The sequence below is a fragment of the Micromonospora sp. FIMYZ51 genome (assembly GCF_038246755.1).
GTDB lineage: Bacteria > Actinomycetota > Actinomycetes > Mycobacteriales > Micromonosporaceae > Micromonospora.
This window is the reverse complement of the sequence record NZ_CP134706.1, coordinates 5,955,574-5,973,281: the sequence shown is the minus strand read 5'-3', so window position 1 is coordinate 5,973,281 and position 17,708 is coordinate 5,955,574. Positions and strand designations below refer to the sequence as shown.

14 protein-coding genes are annotated in these 17,708 nt (G+C 71.8%); 7 read left to right on the top strand and 7 right to left on the bottom strand.

From position 1 onward, the window contains the following. Positions 1–28: 28 nt before the first annotated feature. From QQG74_RS26700 to QQG74_RS26675, 6 genes are all read right to left on the bottom strand, one after another. Entirely contained in the window at positions 29–1,054 is a 1,026-nt protein-coding gene (locus QQG74_RS26700; protein WP_341717446.1) for a glycoside hydrolase family 6 protein, read from the bottom strand. A 45-nt stretch (positions 1,055–1,099) separates the two neighbouring features. Then, complete coding sequence (locus QQG74_RS26695) at positions 1,100–1,282, bottom strand: DUF6104 family protein (RefSeq protein ID WP_341717445.1); 183 nt, start codon at positions 1,280–1,282, stop codon at positions 1,100–1,102. Between the two features lie 78 nt (positions 1,283–1,360). Continuing rightward, positions 1,361–5,131 (bottom strand): multifunctional oxoglutarate decarboxylase/oxoglutarate dehydrogenase thiamine pyrophosphate-binding subunit/dihydrolipoyllysine-residue succinyltransferase subunit, encoded by a 3,771-nt coding sequence (locus QQG74_RS26690; RefSeq protein WP_341717444.1) that lies wholly within the window; start codon positions 5,129–5,131, stop codon positions 1,361–1,363. Positions 5,132–5,425: 294 nt separating this feature from the next. Beyond that, positions 5,426–6,241 carry an ABC transporter permease gene (locus QQG74_RS26685; RefSeq protein ID WP_341717443.1) on the bottom strand — a complete coding sequence of 272 codons (816 nt, stop codon included), beginning with the start codon at positions 6,239–6,241 and terminating at the stop codon, positions 5,426–5,428. Continuing rightward, the gene (locus tag QQG74_RS26680) at positions 6,238–7,173 is read right to left on the bottom strand and encodes an ATP-binding cassette domain-containing protein (protein WP_341721395.1); all 936 of its coding nucleotides are present in this window, start codon (positions 7,171–7,173) and stop codon (positions 6,238–6,240) included. The genes QQG74_RS26685 and QQG74_RS26680 overlap by 4 nt, the downstream gene beginning before the upstream one ends. 146 nt (positions 7,174–7,319) lie before the next feature. After that, positions 7,320–7,967 (bottom strand): hypothetical protein, encoded by a 648-nt coding sequence (locus QQG74_RS26675; protein ID WP_341717442.1) that lies wholly within the window; start codon positions 7,965–7,967, stop codon positions 7,320–7,322. A 165-nt stretch (positions 7,968–8,132) separates the two neighbouring features. Between QQG74_RS26675 and QQG74_RS26670 the strand changes: the two genes are divergently transcribed. From QQG74_RS26670 to QQG74_RS26640, 7 genes are all read left to right on the top strand, one after another. Continuing rightward, on the top strand, positions 8,133–8,891 hold the full coding sequence (locus QQG74_RS26670; protein ID WP_341717441.1) for a GNAT family N-acyltransferase: 759 nt from the start codon (positions 8,133–8,135) through the stop codon (positions 8,889–8,891). Beyond that, a complete protein-coding gene (locus tag QQG74_RS26665) occupies positions 8,888–9,808 on the top strand; it encodes a lysophospholipid acyltransferase family protein (RefSeq protein WP_341717440.1) in 921 nt (306 codons plus the stop codon). The genes QQG74_RS26670 and QQG74_RS26665 overlap by 4 nt, the downstream gene beginning before the upstream one ends. Positions 9,809–9,888: 80 nt before the next feature. Continuing rightward, positions 9,889–10,590 carry a response regulator transcription factor gene (locus QQG74_RS26660; protein ID WP_341717439.1) on the top strand — a complete coding sequence of 234 codons (702 nt, stop codon included), beginning with the start codon at positions 9,889–9,891 and terminating at the stop codon, positions 10,588–10,590. Then, the gene (locus QQG74_RS26655; RefSeq protein ID WP_341717438.1) at positions 10,587–12,161 is read left to right on the top strand and encodes a HAMP domain-containing sensor histidine kinase; all 1,575 of its coding nucleotides are present in this window, start codon (positions 10,587–10,589) and stop codon (positions 12,159–12,161) included. Before QQG74_RS26660 ends, QQG74_RS26655 begins: the two co-directional genes overlap by 4 nt. Positions 12,162–12,223: 62 nt before the next feature. Then, positions 12,224–13,891, top strand: a complete 1,668-nt coding sequence (locus QQG74_RS26650; RefSeq protein ID WP_341717437.1) for a trypsin-like peptidase domain-containing protein — start codon at positions 12,224–12,226, stop codon at positions 13,889–13,891. Between the two features lie 169 nt (positions 13,892–14,060). Further along, positions 14,061–14,732: a BON domain-containing protein gene (locus QQG74_RS26645; RefSeq protein ID WP_341717436.1), complete on the top strand. Its 672-nt coding sequence runs from the start codon at positions 14,061–14,063 to the stop codon at positions 14,730–14,732. A gap of 159 nt (positions 14,733–14,891) precedes the next feature. Next, positions 14,892–15,953 (top strand): glycosyltransferase family 4 protein, encoded by a 1,062-nt coding sequence (locus QQG74_RS26640; protein ID WP_341721394.1) that lies wholly within the window; start codon positions 14,892–14,894, stop codon positions 15,951–15,953. A 43-nt stretch (positions 15,954–15,996) separates the two neighbouring features. Here the strand turns inward: QQG74_RS26640 and QQG74_RS26635 are convergent, their stop codons facing one another. Continuing rightward, positions 15,997–17,616: a protein kinase gene (locus QQG74_RS26635; RefSeq protein ID WP_341717435.1), complete on the bottom strand. Its 1,620-nt coding sequence runs from the start codon at positions 17,614–17,616 to the stop codon at positions 15,997–15,999. Between the last annotated feature and the right edge of the window lie 92 nt (positions 17,617–17,708).

The following is a 17,708-nucleotide window of genomic DNA, read 5'->3' as shown; positions in this document are numbered from 1 at the left end:
CCGCCCCGGTCAGCCGGCGGCCAGCGCCTCAGCCGGCGCGCTCGGCGAGTCCGAGGGCGTACTCGGGCCACCAGACACCGCTCTCCGGCTCGCCCGGACGGCAGGCGCCGTCGGACTCGCCCGGGTACTTGATCCAGAGCAGGGCGTCGACCCGGTCCAGGCCGGTGTCGGTGGTGGGATCCGCGCCGAGCGCCCGCCCCGGCGGGTTGCACCAGCTTGGCGCGGAGCGCACGGTCTCGCGCGGGTACGGACCCTTGCCGTTGCGACTCGTGTCGATGACGAACGTGGCCGTGCCGCCGAGGGCGTCGGAGATCCGGTGGCCGTAGCTGACGTTCTGCGGCGTACCGATGAAGTTCGCGACGTTGAGCGCGAAGCCGTCGGCGTCGGCGACGCCGGCCTGGCCCAGGGCCGCCGCCAACCGGTCGGTGTCCTTGATCCAGGCCGGGTGGCCGGCATCCAGGTAGACCTGGGCGCTGCCGGTGCTGCTCAACACCGCCACCGCGTCCCGCAGCAGGCCGAGTCGCTCTTCGACGTCGTCGACGCAGCGGTCCACCGCGTCCGGGACCGCACCCGGCTCCATGATGACCATGACCGGGCGTCCCTGCACCCCACGGGCCACCCGCCGGATCCAGTCCTGGTACGCCTCGGCCGACTCGGCACCACCCGAGCCCTGCCGCCCGCAGTCGCGCTCCGGCAGGTTGTGGGTGACGAGCACCGGCGTCTGGCCGGAACGCTTCGCCCCGGCCAGGAAGTCCGACACCTCCTCGGTGACCGTCTCCGAGTCACCGACCAGCCAGCGTGCGGTTGGGCGGGTGCTGATCCGGCGCAGCGTGGCGGCCTCCTCGGCCCGGCCCTCCCGCTCCCACTCGGTGACCTGCCACCCGGCGGCGCCGCCCGGATCGACGTAGAAGACGGGCGGCAGCGGCGCTGCCGAACGGCCGGCGCTTGAGGTCTCGGTCGGTGACTGCCCGGCTGCCTCGGCGCCACACCCGGCGAGCAGGACGGCCAGCGCGATCCCCACCAGCAGGGCGGGGCGGCGGGAGCTGGGCGGCATGGCCGTCACGCTACCTGGTGATCCGGCCGGTGGAGGTGGCCAGGTCTACTCGTCGTCGTCCTCGTCGTCGAGGCGGGCCAGCCAGGTGGCGAACCGCTCGATCGGGGTCTCGAACTCGGGGTTCAGGTCGACGAAGTCGCGCAGCCGCTCGCCGAGCCACTCCATGCTGACCTGCTCGTCGCCGCGCCGCTGGACCAACTCCTCGATCCCGCGATCGGTGAAATACACGGTACGTCCTCTCGCTCTGCATGAGCCCGCCCGCCTGCTCACCAGAACCGGGTGAGCAGGCGGGCGGGGCGGTACGGGTTACGGACGGGGCAGCGCCGCCTCGATGAGGGCGGTCTGCTCCACCTCGTGCATCTTCGCCGAGCCGACGGCCGGGGCGGCGGCGGCCGGGCGGGAGATGCGGCGCAGCCGGACCCCGTCGAGGTGCTCCAGCAGGTTGAGCGCCACGAACGACCAGGAACCCTGGTTGGCCGGCTCCTCCTGGACCCAGGCGAAGTCCTCGGCGTTCGGGTACTGCGCGAGCGCGGCCCGGATCTCCTCGACCGGCATCGGGTACAGCTGCTCCAGCCGGACGATCGCGGTGTCCGTGATGCCGCGCTCCTGGCGGGCCTGGAACAGGTCGTAGTAGACCTTGCCCGAGCAGAGCAGCACCCGCTTGACCTGCTCCGGCGCCGGAGCGGCCCCGTCGGCGAGCACGGGCGCGAAGGTGCCGGTGGTGAAGTCCTCCACCGACGAGACGCAGAGCTTGTGCCGCAGCAGGGACTTCGGCGTGAAGACCACAAGCGGCTTGCGCTTCGGCGAGAGGGCCTGGCGGCGCAGCAGGTGGAAGTAGTTCGCCGGGGTGGTCGGGATGGCCACCCGCATGTTGTCCTCGGCACAGAGCTGGAGGAAGCGCTCCGGGCGGCCGGAGGTGTGGTCCGGGCCCTGCCCCTCGTGACCGTGCGGCAGCAGCAGGGTGACCGCCGAACGCTGACCCCACTTCACCTCGCCGGAGGAGATGAACTCGTCGATCACCGACTGGGCGCCGTTGACGAAGTCGCCGAACTGCGCCTCCCAGCAGACAAGTGCGTCGAGGTTCTCCACCGAGTAGCCGTACTCGAAGCCCATCGCGGCGTACTCGGAGAGCAGCGAGTCGTGCACGAAGAAGCGGGACCGCTCGCCGTCACCGGTCAGCGACTGCAACGGCAGGTAGTCCTCGCCGGTCTCCGCGTCGACCACCGAGGCGTGCCGCTGCACGAAGGTGCCGCGCCGCGAGTCCTGGCCGGCGAGCCGAACAGTGATTCCGTCGTGCAGCAGCGCACCGAAGGCGATGATCTCGCCGAAGCCCCAGTCGATGTTGCCCTCGACGGACATCCGGGCCCGCCGGTCGAGCAGCTGCTGGATCCGCTTGTGCGGGGTGAAGCCCTCGGGCAGGTTGACGTGCGCCTCGCCGATGGCCTTCACCACCGACGCGTCGGTGGCCGTCTCCACCTGCGGCTCCGGCTCATCCTGCCGGGCCGGCCGGCTCAGCTGGCGCGGCGCGCTGGCCGCGTCCCGGGTGGCCTTGAACACCCGCTCCAACTGGGCCTGGTAGTCGCGCAGCAGCTCCTCGGCGTCCTCCACGGTGATGTCGCCCCGCCCGATCAGCTCCTCGGTGTAGAGCTTGCGGACCGACCGCTTCGAGTCAATGATCTTGTACATCTGGGGGTTGGACATCGACGGGTCGTCGCCCTCGTTGTGTCCGCGCCGCCGGTAGCAGACCAGGTCGATCACGACGTCCTTGTTGAACGCCTGCCGGTACTCGAAGGCCAGCCGGGCCACCCGGACCACGGCCTCCGGGTCGTCGCCGTTGACGTGGAAGATCGGCGCCTGGATCATCCGGGCCACGTCGGTGCTGTAGAGGCTGGAGCGGCTGTACTCCGGGGCGGTGGTGAAGCCGACCTGGTTGTTGACCACCACGTGCACCGTTCCGCCGGTGCGGTAGCCGCGCAGCTGGGAGAGGTTGAGCGTCTCGGCCACCACGCCCTGGCCGGCGAAGGCGGCGTCGCCGTGCACCAGCAGCGGCAGCACCGTGTAGCCCTCCAGCTTGAGGTCGATCCGGTCCTGCTTGGCCCGGACGATGCCCTCCAGCACCGGGTCGACCGCCTCCAGGTGCGACGGGTTCGCCACCACCGAGACCTTCACCGCGTGATCGCCGTCGGGCGTGGTGAACTTGCCGTTCTGGCCGAGGTGGTACTTCACGTCACCCGAGCCCTGGGTGGAGCGCGGGTCCAGGTGCCCCTCGAACTCGGAGAAGATCTTCTCGTACGGCTTGCCCACGATGTTTGCCAGCACGTTGAGCCGGCCCCGGTGCGCCATGCCGATGACGACCTCGTCGAGCCCCGCCTCGGCGGAGGACTCAAGCACCTCGCCGAGCAGCGGGATCAGCGACTCGCCGCCCTCAAGCGAGAAGCGCTTCTGGCCGACGTACTTGGTTTGCAGGAAGGTTTCGAAGGCCTCCGCCGCGTTGAGCCGGTTGAGCACGTGCTTCTGCTCGTCGGCCGGCGGCTTCTCGTACTTGCGCTCGACCCGTTCCTGGATCCAGCGGCGCTCCTCCGGGTCCTGGATGTGCATGTACTCGATGCCGACCCGCCGGCAGTACGAGTCGCGCAGCACGCCCAGGATCGAGCGCAGCTTCATCCGCTGCTTGCCGGCGAAGCCGTTCACCGGGAAGGTTCGGTCCAGGTCCCACAGGGTCAGCCCGTGCTGGAGCACGTCCAGGTCGGGGTGCTTGCGGATCTTGAACTCGAGCGGGTCGGTGTCGGCCATCAGGTGGCCGCGCACCCGGTAGGCGTGGATCAGCTCGTGCACCCGCGCGGTCTTGTTGATCTGGCCTTCGCTGTCAACCGCGACGTCGCGCATCCAGCGCACCGGCTCGTACGGGATGCGCAGCGAGGTGAAGATCTGGTCGTAGAAGCCGTGCTCGCCGAGGAGCAGCTCGTGCATGGCCTTGAGGAACTCGCCGGACTGCGCGCCCTGGATGATCCGGTGGTCGTACGTGCTGGTCAGCGTGATGACCTTGCTGACCGCCAGCTCGGCGAGGGTGGCCTCGCTCATGCCCTGGTACGGCGCCGGGTACTCCATCGCGCCGACGCCGATGATCGCGCTCTGGCCCTGCATCAGCCGGGGCATCGAGTGCACGGTGCCGATGCCGCCCGGGTTGGTAAGCGAGATGGTGGTGCCGGAGTAGTCCTCCATGGTCAGCTCGTTGCGGCGGGCCCGCCGGACGACGTCCTCGTACGCCTGCCAGAACTGCCGGAAGTCCATCCGCTCGCAGCCCTTGATGGAGGGCACCACCAGGTTGCGGCTGCCGTCGGACTTGACCAGGTCGATGGCGATGCCCAGGTTGACGTGCTCCGGGCGGAGCATCGCCGGCTTGCCGTCGGCCTGGGTGAAGGAGTTGTTCATCTCCGGGTGCGCGGCGAGCGCCCGGACCAGCGCGTAGCCGATCAGGTGGGTGAAGCTCACCTTGCCACCGCGCCCCCGGGCGAGGTGGTTGTTGATCACGATCCGGTTGTCGACCAGGAGCTTGGCCGGCACGGCGCGCACGCTTGTGGCGGTCGGCACCGCGAGCGAGGCGTCCATGTTCTGCACGATCTTGGCGGCCACCCCGCGCAGCGGCGTGGTCTGCGCTCCGGTAGCGCTCGGGGTGCTCTTCGCCGGTTCGGCCTTGGCCGGCCGGGCCTTGGCGGACTCGCCGGTCTTGGCCGGCTGGGTCTTGGCCGGGGCCGGCGCGGTGCGCGGCTCGGCCTTGGCCGGCGCGGCGGCCTTCGCCGCCGGCTCGTTCTTCGGCGCCGGCTCGGGTTTGGCGGCCGCTGCGGTCTTGGCCGGGGCGGGCTGCGGGCGGGTGGCCTGGGCCGGCTTGCCGGCACCATCGCCCTCGGTCGTCCGGGCCGCGCCCGGCCCGGGCCGGTAGTCGGCGAAGAAGTCGTGCCAGGCCGGGTCGACGCTGCTGGGGTCGGCGAGGTAGCGCTGGTACATCTCCTCGACGACCCACTCGTTCGGGCCGAAACCCGCCAGTGGGTTCTCCTGCGAAGTCTGCTGGGTCGACACGGCCGGTAATCGCCTCTTTCACGCGGGTTTGTGTGTCACGCGGTGTCCGGTGCCGCCGCACGGGCGCACAGGACGGATCCAAGGCTACGCCGTAGCGATCCCTGCGGCATTTCCGCCTCCACCCCGTGGTCGGATTCACAGAAGATGCCAGAAGTTTGGTAAGCGCTGCGTGTTCCGTTGCTTGCTGCTAGGAGAGATCGGGCCGGTGACGGCGAGACGGGCCCGGTCCGCCGGTTGTCACCGGTGAACCGGGCCCGCCGGTCGCCAACTCGGCCCGCACCGGGCCGGCCAGGGTCAGGAGATGTCGCGGCGCCTGGTGATCAGTACGCCGACGATGCCGCTGACCAGGGCGTACCCGACCAGCACGAGCGCACCGACCCACCAGGCCGGCAGCATCTCGTTCTCGCCCGGGGTGATCATGATCTGGGACGCGGCCGCCGGCCAGATCACCTGCCACTTGAGCACGGCCATGCTGTCCAGCCAGTTCGACAGCAGCAGGAAGAGCAGGCCCACCACCTGCGTGCCGATCAGGTAGAGCACGGAGGCGGTGATCACCGCACCCAGCTGGTTGGTGATCAGCGTGCCGATGCCGACGCCGAGCACGGTCCAGATGGCGTACGCCATCAGGTTGAGCAGCAGCGCCCGCTGGACCTCCCACTCACCGAGCAGGGTGCCGTAATCGTTGAGCGCCAGGAAGGCGGCCCCGCCGATGAGGTCGATCACCGTGGTGACCAGCCAGAACGCGAAGCCCAGCAGGCTGGCCGCGATGAGCTTGCTGACGATCACCGCGGTGCGCCGCGGGGTGGCCAGGAAGGTCGTGGTCGCGGTCTGGTGGAAGAACTCGTTGGTGACCATCAGGATGCCGATGAGCATCACGAACATCAGCCCGAGGTACTGCCCCGAGGTGTAGAGGTTCGCCGCCTGGGCGGGCGCGGACGCCGCGTCACCGGTGACGCCGAACTCCTCACCGCCGCCGCTCACCGTCTCGTTGAACAGCCAGGCGTTGAACGGGAAGGCCATGGCGATCGAGAGGAACGCCCCGATGGCCAGCCACCACCAGGTGCTGGTCGTACGGATCTTGAGCAGTTCGGAGCGGACCAGGTTGCTCATCGAATGCCCGCCTTTCCGGCCGTCAGTTCCAGGAACACACGTTCCAGGTCGGGTCGTTCGGTGGTCAGCTCGTGCAGCTCCACCCCGGCCGACAGCGCGGCCCGGCCCACCGCCGGCGCGTCCACCCCGGCGATCAGCAGGTTGCCCTGACCGTCGGCCTCCACGGTGGCGGCGCCATCCGCCAGCGCGGCGGCAAGCGCCTCCGCCTGCGGGGTGCGGACCCGGACCCGGGCGCCCTGCGCCATCGATCCGATCACCTGATCGACCGGTCCCTGCCGGACCAGCTGCCCGGCCGCGATGATCACCACGTCGTCGGCGAGCAGCTGCATCTCCGACAGCAGGTGGCTGGAGACGAGCACGGTGCGGCCCTCGGCGGCGAGACCCTTGAGGAACCCACGCATCCACCGGATGCCCTCGGGGTCGAGCCCGTTGGCCGGCTCGTCGAGGATGAGCACCTGCGGATTGCCGAGCATCGCGGCGGCGATACCGAGCCGCTGCTTCATGCCCAGCGAGTATCCCTTGAACTTGCGCTTGGCCGCCGGGGACAGCCCGACCAGGGCGAGCGCCTCGTCGGCGCGCTCCCGGGGCAGTCCGGCCGCCGCGCAGATCACCCGCAGGTGGTTGATCCCGGTGCGGCCCTTGTGCGCGCTGGACGCCTCCAGCACCGCGCCGACATGGCGCAGCGGATCGGCCAGATCCGGGTACCGGCGACCGCCGATGGTGGCCGCCCCGGCGGTCGGCGTGACCAGGTTCAGCAGCATGCGCAGCGTGGTGGTCTTACCCGCGCCGTTCGGACCGAGGAAGCCGGTGACCCGGCCCGGTTCGACCGTGAACGACAGGTTGTTGACCGCGAGCACGTTGCGGTACTGCTTGGTCAGGCCGGATACCACGATCTGCGCGTCATTGTTGGGGCGTGGCTGCCCGTCGGACATCATTCTCCTCCCGTGGCGCCGGGAGGCGCCGTTGCACAGCGTGACGCTAGCGGTCAACCAAATCAATCGGGCGCGCTCCGGAGATCCCTCTCCGTCGCAGGCAGGAGCCGTCTCATCCCCAGGTACGACCCGATCGACGAATCGCCCTACCGGGCGATCCAGGTGGCGTGGGCACGGGCGAGCAGATTGCCGTCCGGCGCGTACAGGCTGGTGCGTACCGACGCCTTGCGTCCCTGGGTGCCGACCGTCACGCCGGTCACCACGCACTCGTCACCCGGACGGGGGAGCGCCTCGACCTGGGCGGTGATCCGGCCGAGCAGGTACGGCCGGCCCGCCGTGAGCACCGCCCAGCCGCCGGGGCAGTCCAGCGCGGCCCAGACGGTGGCGATGCTCACCCGCTCCGGGGCCTTCAACGGCGCTGCCGTCCGGCCGTCGGGCAGTGGGCCGGGAAAGATCCGCAGCCCGTCGGCACGCCCGGGCCCGCAGACGTAGCAGTCGGGAAAGGGATGCGCCACCAGCCCGGGGTACGCCGCCGAGGCGGCCCGTGCGGTCGCCAGGTCGACCGGTGGCACCACGTCGTCGAACGGTTCCGTCGACCGTAGTTGCGCGATCACCGCACCGGCCGGGTCATGCACCTGCCCGTCGACAAGCGCCAGCGCGGTGTCCAGCGGTGGTGGCCGGCGCAGCGTCACCTCGACCGGACCGGGGACGCCGTACGCCTCGGCGAAGACCCCGGCGCTCCAACCGCCGTTGCCCGAGCCGGACGGGCCGTTGAACCGTGCCTCGATGATCATCGGACTCCTCCTGCGGCGGGGGCCGTCGCCGACCGTCCCGGCAGCTTCGCACGGCCGCGACGCGCACACCGAGGGCGGGTCGGCGACCAGGCGCCGACCGGCGTTCACCGGATCGACATCGCTTCTCACCAGGGCCGGCAACCCGCCAGGCGCTACACAGAACGCATGCCCGCTCTGCCCGCCGCCGGCGCTCCTCTGACGACAAGCGGCTACGTTCTCTCGATCGCCGACGATCTGCGCCAGGTCGAGGCGGCCCAACGCCTGCGTCACCGGGTGTTCGCAGGTGAACTGAGCGCCACCGTGGCGCCGAACCCGGCCGGTCTCGACCGGGACGCCTTCGACCCGTACTGCGACCACCTGCTGGTGCGGCAGGTAGGCACCGGTGAGGTGGTCGGCACGTACCGCCTGCTCCCGCCCGGCCGGACCACCCGGCGCTACGCCGAGGGCGAGTTCGAGCTGGCCGCGCTCGATGCGTTGCGTGCCCAGTTGGTCGAGGCGGGCCGCTCCTGCGTGCACCCGGACCACCGCACCGGTGCGGTGATCAACCTGATGTGGGCGGGCATCGCCCGCTACCTGCATCTGCGTGGTCTGGGCTGGCTCGGCGGCTGCGCGTCCGTGCCGGTTGCCGACGGCGGTCTGGCCGCCGCCGAGGTGTGGGCCCAGGCCCGGCATCTGGCGCCGCCGCCGCTGCGGGTACGGCCGCGGCGACCCTGGTTCGCCGAACCGGGTGTGCCGACCGAGACGGTCGCGGGGGCGACCAAGCTGGTCCCGCCGCTGCTCCGCGGCTACCTCCGGCTCGGCGCCTGGATCTGCGGCGAGCCGGCGTACGACCCGGACTTCGGGGTGGCCGACTTCTACGTCCTGCTCTCCATGGACCGGATCAACCCCCGTTACCTGCGGCACTTCCTCGGCGGGCAGCCGTGACCACGCTGGCCCACCCGCTCTGGCGGCCCAGCTCCGGCTGCGGCCCCGACTGCCTGCCCCGCCCCGGCGAGACCCCGACGGTGCCGGCGGTCCAGCAACTTGGCCGGGCCATCGCCCTGCTCGGCATGCTCGGGCTCGGCATCGGCGTGGCCGCCGTGCTCCCCGTGCTGCCCAGCCGTGAGCGGCGCACGCTGACGAGCGGCTGGGCCCGGGCCACGGCCCGCGCCTGCGGCGTACGTCTGAAGGTGCGCGGCCGGCTGCCCCGTCGGCGTGCGCTGCTGGTCGCCAACCACGTCTCCTGGTGGGACATCCTCGCGTTGCTTGCGGTCGCGCCGGCCCGGCTGGTGGCCAAGCACGAGGTGCGCCGATGGCCCCTGGTGGGGTTGCTCGCCCGCGCCGGCGGCACGGTCTTCGTGGACCGCACCCGGCCCCGCCAGCTGCCGGCCACGGTGGGCCGGGTGGCGGCGGCGCTGCGGGCGGGCCGTTGCGTGGCGGTGTTCCCGCAGGGCACCACCTGGTGTGAGACAGCTGCCGCCTGCCGCCCTCGCCCCGGGTTCCGGCCGGCGATGTTCCAGGCCGCGATCGACACCGGGGCGCCGGTGGTACCGATCCGGATCGGCTACCGCTGCGCGGTGACCGGCGAGTCCACCACGGCACCGGCCTTCCTCGGCGACGAGACCCTGCTGCGGTCGGTGCGCCGGGTGCTCGCCCTGCGGCAGTTGACGGTCACCGTGGAGATCACCGCGCCGCTGCACCCGTCCCGTCGCGCCGACCGCCGGGCGCTCGCCCGGGTCGCCGAGGCGGCCGTCCACCCGCTGATTCGGCCGTTGGCCCGGCCGGCTGCGGCCGACGTGTCCGAGCTGCCGTTGGCCCGGCCGGCTGCGGCCGACGTGTCCGAGCTGCCGTTGGCCGCCTGATCCGAACGGGCCACCCGCTCACAGGCTTTTTTCAGGGTCTGCCCAGCGGTGGCGCAGCGATTGCGCGGATGATGGGCGGCATGGCCGCTACCCAGACCGAGGCGCGACTGCTCGTCGTCGAGGACGATCCCAACATCCTCGAACTGCTCTCCGCCAGCCTGCGTTTCGCGGGTTTCGACGTGGCCACCGCCACCAGCGGCTCGGCGGCGCTCAGCGCCGCCCGGGATCATCGACCCGACCTGGTGGTGCTCGACGTGATGCTGCCGGACCTCGACGGCTTCGAGGTGATCCGGATGATGCGGGAGGGCGGCACGCGTACCCCGGTGGTCTTCCTCACCGCGCGGGACGCCACCGACGACAAGATCCGCGGCCTGACCCTGGGCGGCGACGACTACGTCACCAAGCCGTTCAGCCTGGAGGAACTGACCGCCCGGATCCGGGCGGTGCTGCGCCGCACCAGCACCGGTGAGCAGACGCCGGCCCGGCTCACCTTCGCCGACCTGGAACTGGACGAGGAGACCCACGAGGTGTACCGGGCCGGTCAGCGGGTCCAGCTCTCGCCGACCGAGTTCAAGCTGCTGCGCTACCTGATGCTCAACGCCAACCGGGTGCTGTCGAAGGCGCAGATCCTCGACCACGTGTGGAACTACGACTTCCGGGGCGACGACAACATCGTCGAGTCGTACATCTCGTACCTGCGACGCAAGGTCGACAACACCGAGCCTCGGCTGATCCACACCCTCCGGGGCGTCGGTTACGTGCTGCGCAAGCCGGCGGCGTGAACGCGTTACAACAGGGCAAGACCCGGCTGCGCGCGGTACCGCTGCGCGTCAAGCTGGTCGCGGCAGTCCTCGCCCTGGTCGCCGCCGCGCTGCTGGTGATCAGCTCGCTTACCACGTTCTTCCTGCGTAGCTACCTGGTCGACCAGGTGAATGCGGAGTTGACAGACGTGGTCAACCAGCTCGAGAACGAGTTGAACAGCCGGCCCTGGGCCACCCTCGTGCTGCGTAGCGACAGCGTCGTGCCCACCGACTACGTGGTGGTGATCACCAACCGGGACTCCGGCGCGGTCGAGGACACTGGCTTCGACAGCCGGCGGTTCAGCGAAGCCGACCTCCCGCCCTGGCCGGAGAACGCGGCCGGGTTCGCCAACCTCGCCGGTGAACCATTCCCCACCAAGTCCCGGGGCAGCGAGGTGCGCTGGCAGATGCTCTACACCGAGCTGCCCAACGGGCAGTGGGTGGCGATCGGCCAGCACCTGACCGACGTCGACCGGGCCGTCACCCGGCTGGTCTGGATCGATGTGCTGGTGGGCGGGGCGGTGCTGATCCTGCTCGCCTCGGTCGGCGCGGCGATCGTGCGGACCAGCCTCAAGCCGCTTGTCGAGATCGAACGTACCGCCGCCGCCATCGCCGGTGGCGACCTGAGCCGGCGGGTGCCCGACCCGGAGGGCGGTGAGCCCTGTCCGACCTCCGAGCTGGGGCGGCTCTCCCGGGCCCTGAACGCGATGCTCAGTCAGATCGAGATGGCCTTCACCGCCCGCGCGGCCTCGGAGTCCGCGGCCCGCTTCGCCGAGGCCGCCGCCCGCGAGGCCGCCGAAGCGGCCCGCGCCTCCGAGGCCCGGGCCCGCCGCTCCGAGGAGCGGATGCGGCAGTTCGTGGCGGACGCCTCGCACGAGTTGCGGACGCCGCTGACCACCATTCGCGGCTTCGCCGAGCTGTACCGGCAGGGTGCCGCCCGGGATCCCGAGCAGACCGCCGACCTGCTGCGCCGGATCGAGGACGAGGCGGCCCGGATGGGTCTGCTGGTGGAGGATCTGCTGCTGCTGGCCCGGCTGGACCGGGAGCGGCCGCTCTCGCTCGCCCCGGTGGAGTTGCCGGTGCTGGCCGCCGACGCGATGGAGGCCGCCCGGGCGATGGCACCGGACCGGCGGATCGAGTTGGAGATCGAGTCCGGTTCCGGGCCGCTCGTGGTACGCGGCGACGACGCGCGGCTGCGACAGGTGATCGGCAACCTGATGACCAACGCGCTGCGGCACACCCCACCCGAGGCGGCGGTCACGCTGCGGCTGCGTACCGAACCGGACAACCTGGCAGTGATCGAGGTGGCCGACACCGGTCCCGGGCTCACCGGAGAGCAGGCGGAACGGGTCTTCGAGCGCTTCTACCGGGCGGACGCCTCGCGCACCCGTCGGCTGGGCGGGAACACCGGCACCGGCCTCGGTCTGGCCATCGTCGCCGCGCTGGTGACAGTGCACCAGGGCACCGTCGAGGTGACCGAGACCCCGGGCGGGGGAGCCACCTTCCGGGTCCGGTTGCCGCTCGCCCCGGACGCGGACGCCGACCAGCAGTGACTTTCAGCGAATCCTCAGGCCAGGCTAAGGCGGATCGCAGAGCGATGGGAGAGGGTAGGGCCATGACCGAGTACGAGTCCGACCCGCGCCGGCCGGCACACACCGACGCCGAGCCGTCGCACTCCGAGCTGTCCCGCGCCGAGCACGCGCGGTCCGACTCCTCATCCGTACCGGCGGACGATTCGACCGCCGAGGCACGAACCGTCCCGGTCCGTGCCGTCGAGACGCCGTCCGGCTCCGTGGGATCCGACGGCGAGCCGACTCTGCCGGCCGCGCCCACCACCGGCCAGCCGGCCGCGCCCACCACCGGCCAGCTGGCCTCGACCCCGCCGGTCTCCGGACAGCCCGCCTGGGCGCCGACCGGCCAGTACCCGCACCAGAGCACCCAGCCCGGTTCCGCCCCGCCCTACCCGGGCAGCCCCTGGTACTCCGGCCAGTCCAGCTGGAGCGGCAGCAGCGCCCAGCCGACCGGCGGGCACCCGGGCTATCCGGGGCAGCACGGCTACTCGACCGGCTCGGCCAGCGGCTACCCGGCGGGCTCGGCCAGCGGCTATCCGGCGGGCTCGGCCAGCGGCTACCCGGGCAGCTATCCGGGCGGCTCGACCGCCGGCTATCCGGGCGGTACGAGCGGTGGTTACCCCGGACAGCCGGCACCGTGGTCGCCGACGCCGTCGGGCGGCGTACGGCCGGGCCGGGTCGCCAAGTTCGTCGGCGCCGGCGTGGCGGTGTTCGCGCTGATGCTCGGCAGCGGCGTCGCCGGCGGGTCGCTCGCCCTGGCGTTGAACGACGGCGGCGGGATCACCCGCACCTACTCCGCCGCACCGGTCATCGACAGCGCCGACCTGCCCCGCATCGCCGCCTCGGTGCAGGACAGCGTCGTCTCGATCAGCACCGGCAGCGGCGAGGGCTCCGGGGTGGTGCTCACCGACGACGGCTTCGTGTTGACAAACAACCATGTGATCGCCGGTGCGGACGGGGGCAACGTCCGGGTGTTCTTCGCCGACGGCACAAACGCCCAGGCGGAGGTCCGCGGCACCGACCCGAAGACCGACCTCGCGGTGTTGAAGGCCAGCGGGGTACGCGACCTCAAGCCGGCCACCTTCGGTGACAGCGATGCGATGCAGGTCGGCGACCAGGTGCTCGCGCTGGGCAGCCCGCTCGGTCTGCAAGGTTCGGTCACCGCGGGCATCCTCAGCGCCCGGGACCGCACCATCCAGGCCGGTGGCGGGCAGCAGTTGCCGGGCCAGGCGGTCAGCTCGATCTCCGGCCTGCTTCAGACCGATGCGCCGATCAATCCCGGCAACTCGGGCGGCGCCCTGGTCAACACCCGGGGCGAGGTGATCGGGATCAACACCGCGATCGCCACCGCCGGGCAGGGCAACACCGGCAACATCGGCGTGGGCTTCGCCATCCCGAGCAACAAGGCCAAGGACGTCGCGGACAAGCTCCAGCGGGGCGAGAAGGTCAGCCACCCGTCGCTCGGCGTGGGCGTGAACGACGCGCCGGACGGCGGTGCCCGGATCGACAACGTCACCCCTGGTAGCGCCGCCGAACGGGCCGGCCTGCAACGCGGCGACGTGGTCACCCGATTCGGCGACAAGGTGATCAACGACGCGAACGACCTCGTCGGTGCCGTACAGGCCGGCAAGGTCGGTGATCAGGTCGAGGTGACCTTCCAACGAAATGGGTCCGAGGCGAACGCAACCGTGACGCTCGCCGAAGCGTCCTAACCCAAGGACCTGCCTCCCTCCCGGGCGGCGGGCGGCGCGGCCAAGGGGGTTGGCCGCGCTGCCTGCCGCCCTCCTCCTGAGCCCGGTTCACCCGCAGCGGGTGAACCGGGCTCACCCGTCCGGCCGGCAGCCTCACCGGTGCAGACCTCGTGCGGCGGATGGGAGAGCCATGAGCACCACGGCAGCGGCTCGGACCGATGACCGGATCCAGCGCGACGTGCTCGACGAACTCGCCTGGGACGCCCAGGTGCGCTCGCTCGACATCGGGGTCACCGTGGGCGGCGGCGTGGTGACGTTGACCGGTCAGGTGGACAGCGCCGCGCGCCGGTGGGCCGCGGTCCGGGTCGCCCAGCGGATCCGCGGGGTGCGGGCGGTCGCCGACGACATCGAGGTACGCCCGATCGGGCCGGTCGACATCACCGACGACGCGCTGGCTCTCGCGGCCAGCCGGGCGCTTGAGTGGAACAGCTTCGTGCCAGCCGAGCGGCTCGACCTGACCGTCTCGAACGGTTGGCTGATGCTGCGGGGCGAGGTGGAGTTCGGCTGGCAGCGGCGTACGGCCGAGCGGGAGCTACGCCGGTTGCGGGGCGTACGCGGGGTGACAAACCTGGTCGAGGTCACGCCCGCCGCTCCGGCCGACGCCGACCGGATCCGTCGCGACGTGCAGCGCGCCCTGCTCCGCGGGATCGGCACCGAACGGGTCACGGTCGAGGTGGAGGGCGACACGGTGGTCCTGAGCGGGGTGGTGCGGTCCTGGTGGGAACGCGACCAGGCGGAACGGGTGGCCTGGTCAGCCGAGGGGGTGTGCGCGGTACGAGTCGACCTGCTGGTGGGCGGCTGAATGACGCGCGTGATGTCCGGTTTGCCGGGGCTGGCACCGGGAAATCGCTCCGGTCCGGCACGGCGCGGCGTCGCCTGCCGGACCTGACGCCACCGACCGACGGGGGGAGGAGCCGTGCCCGACAACCACGCCGAGGGTGCGTACCGGTTGCGGATCGCGATGGTGGTGCCGCCCTGGCTGTCGGTGCCTCCGCCCGGCTACGGAGGGCTGGAGCAGGTGGTCGCCGGCCTGGTGGATGCCCTGATCGAGCGGGGCCACGCGGTGACCCTGATGGGTGCCGGTGACGCGCACGGCACCGCCGCCGACTACCTCGCCATGCTCGACGAACTCCAGTACGACCGGTTGGGCGAGTCGCTGCCGGAACTGGCCCTCCTGGCCCGGGTGAACCAACTGCTCAGCGCGGCCGACTTCGACCTGGTGCACGATCACACCACGGTCGGCCCGCTGGTGGCCGGCCGGCGGGCGGTGCCGACGGTGGCAACCGTGCACGGCAACCCGGTGGGTGAGTACGGCACCGTGCTCGGCGACACCGACCGGGGCGTCGGCCTGGTGGCCATCTCGCACGCGCAACGCCGGCTGAACCCTCGGCTGCCGTGGGTCGGCACCGTGCACAACGCGATGGAGACCGACGCCTTTCCGCGCAAGAGCGAACCCAGTCACGGCCCGGTGTTGTGGCTGGCCCGGTTCAGCCCGGACAAGGGACCGGAGTTGGCCATCCGGGCCTGCCGCGCCGCCGGCCTGCCGCTGGTGCTGGCCGGCAAGTGCAACGAACCCGCCGAGCGGCGCTACTACGACGAGGTGGTGCGACCGCTGCTCGGCCCGGATGTCACGGTGGTGCTCGACGCCGACCGGGAGGCGGTGCTCCGGCTGCTGATCGAGGCGCGCTGCCTGATCATGCCGATCCAGTGGGAGGAGCCGTTCGGGATCGTGATGCTGGAGGCGATGGCCACCGGTACGCCGGTGGTGGCGCTGAGCCGGGGAGCGGTGCCGGAACTGGTCCGGCCGGGCGTCACCGGGATCGTCTGTGCCACGGCGCAGGAACTGCCGGCGGCACTGCGCGACGCACCCGATCTCGACCCGGCGGAGTGCGTGGCGCACGTCGCACGGACCTTCTCCACCGAGCGGATGGCGGCCGGTTACGAGGCGGTGTACCGACGGTTCCTCGCCGCCACGCCGTCCGGCGGTGTGGCGCGGGAACCCGTGCGCAGCACGCCGGGCTGACCGGAGGAAGCCGAGCGCAGCACGCCGGGCTGACCGGCCCGGATCAGGTCTGCGCGGCGCCCAGCGCGGCGATGGCCGCATCCAGTTCCTGGGCGTACGCCGGGCTCAGTGCCTGCTCGCCCAGCCGGGTGGAGACCTTCTCGCGCAGCCGGGCGACGCCCGGCCCCAACTCGCCCTCGCCGCCGGTCACCGCCCGGGTCAGGTTGCGTAGCTCGTTGCGCAGGTCGAGGCCGACGTCCTCGCGGATGCCGCCGTCGGCGAGACCGGAGCTGATCACCGTCTCGAGCCGATTCGCCGCCTCGACCAGGGTGTCCGTCCCGCCCGGCTCGGAGGGCGTGACAGACGGCCTCGGCTGTGGCGCCGCAGTGGTCGAGGGCGTGACCGGTGGCTGGGGACTTGCGGTGTCCTCCGGTGGCGTCGGTTCGACCTGCGCGGTCGGCCCGTTGCTGGGCAGCGCGGCGGGTGGCTCGTGCTCCTCCGGCAGCAGCGCCACAATTGCCAGTGCCACGGCGACCAGCGCCGTCGCCGCCACCGGCACCAGAAGCGCGGGCCGCAGCAGCCGGGCCGCTCCGCCAGGTCGGACACTGCCGACGGGGTCGCGTGCCGGCTGGTCGGGTGCGCGTGCCGGCTGGTCGGGTGCGCGTGCCGGCTGGTCGGGTGCGCGTGCCGGCTGGTCGGGTGCGCCCGGTGAGCCGAGGGCGGCGGGGCCGACCGCGATACCCGCGACCTCGGGAACGGCCGGTGGTGCCTCCTCCGGGGCTTCTCGGGGCGGCTCGACCGCAGGAAGCGTCACGGTGGGGGCAAGCATCGTGCTGGCCTGCGGATCGGCGGGCAGCAGCTGGTCGCGGAGCACGGTCGCCACCTGCCGGGCGGTGGGCCGGTCGGCCGGGTCGCGGGACAGGCAGCGCAGGCAGATCTCGGCCACCGCGGGCGGCAGGCCCGGCACGCCGGAGAGCGTGGGCGGCGCACCCTCAGTCAACGCGACGCTGAGTTCCTCCCAGGTGTCCGCCGGGTACGGCACCCGGCCGGTAAGCGTCTCGTGCAGCAGCACGCCTAGCGAGTAGACGTCGGTCGCCGGCTGGGCCGGTGCCCCGTCGAGCCGCTCCGGAGCCACGTACGCCGGGGTGCCGAAGGTGGCACCGTCCTCGTCGTCGTCCGGGGTGCCGATCCGGGTGGCGATGCCGAAGTCGAGCACCTTGGCACCGACCTGGGTCATCATCACGTTGGCCGTGGTGATGTCGCGGTGCACGATGCCGAGCCGGTGCGCGCTGGCGAGCGCGTCGGCGACCTGGGCGCTGATCTCCACCGCCTCGGGCCAGGGCAGCGGTCCCTCGGTGAGCCGGAACTCCAACTCCTCGCCGGAGAGCAGTTCCATCACCACGAACGAGGTGATGGAGCCGTCCGGTGAGACGGTCTCGCCGTAGTCGTGGACCGACGTCACGTGCGGGTGGACGAGCTGGGCGGCGGCCCGGGCCTCCTCGCGGACCATGTCCCGGAACCGGGCGTCGGCGGCAAGTGAGGGGGCGAGCACCTTCAGTGCGACCACCCGGTCGAGCACCTCGTCGTGGGCTCGCCAGATCACCGACATGCCACCGGCACCGATCTGGTTGATCAGCCGGTATCTGGTGGCCAGCAACCGGCCGGGCTGCAGTGCTGGCTTCACGGATCGCACCTGCCTCATAGGTGGTAGCGGTATCAGGTTGCGCGAATGTTGCTCCGCTGTCAACGCATCGCCAGCCATCGGTGCGGGGCACG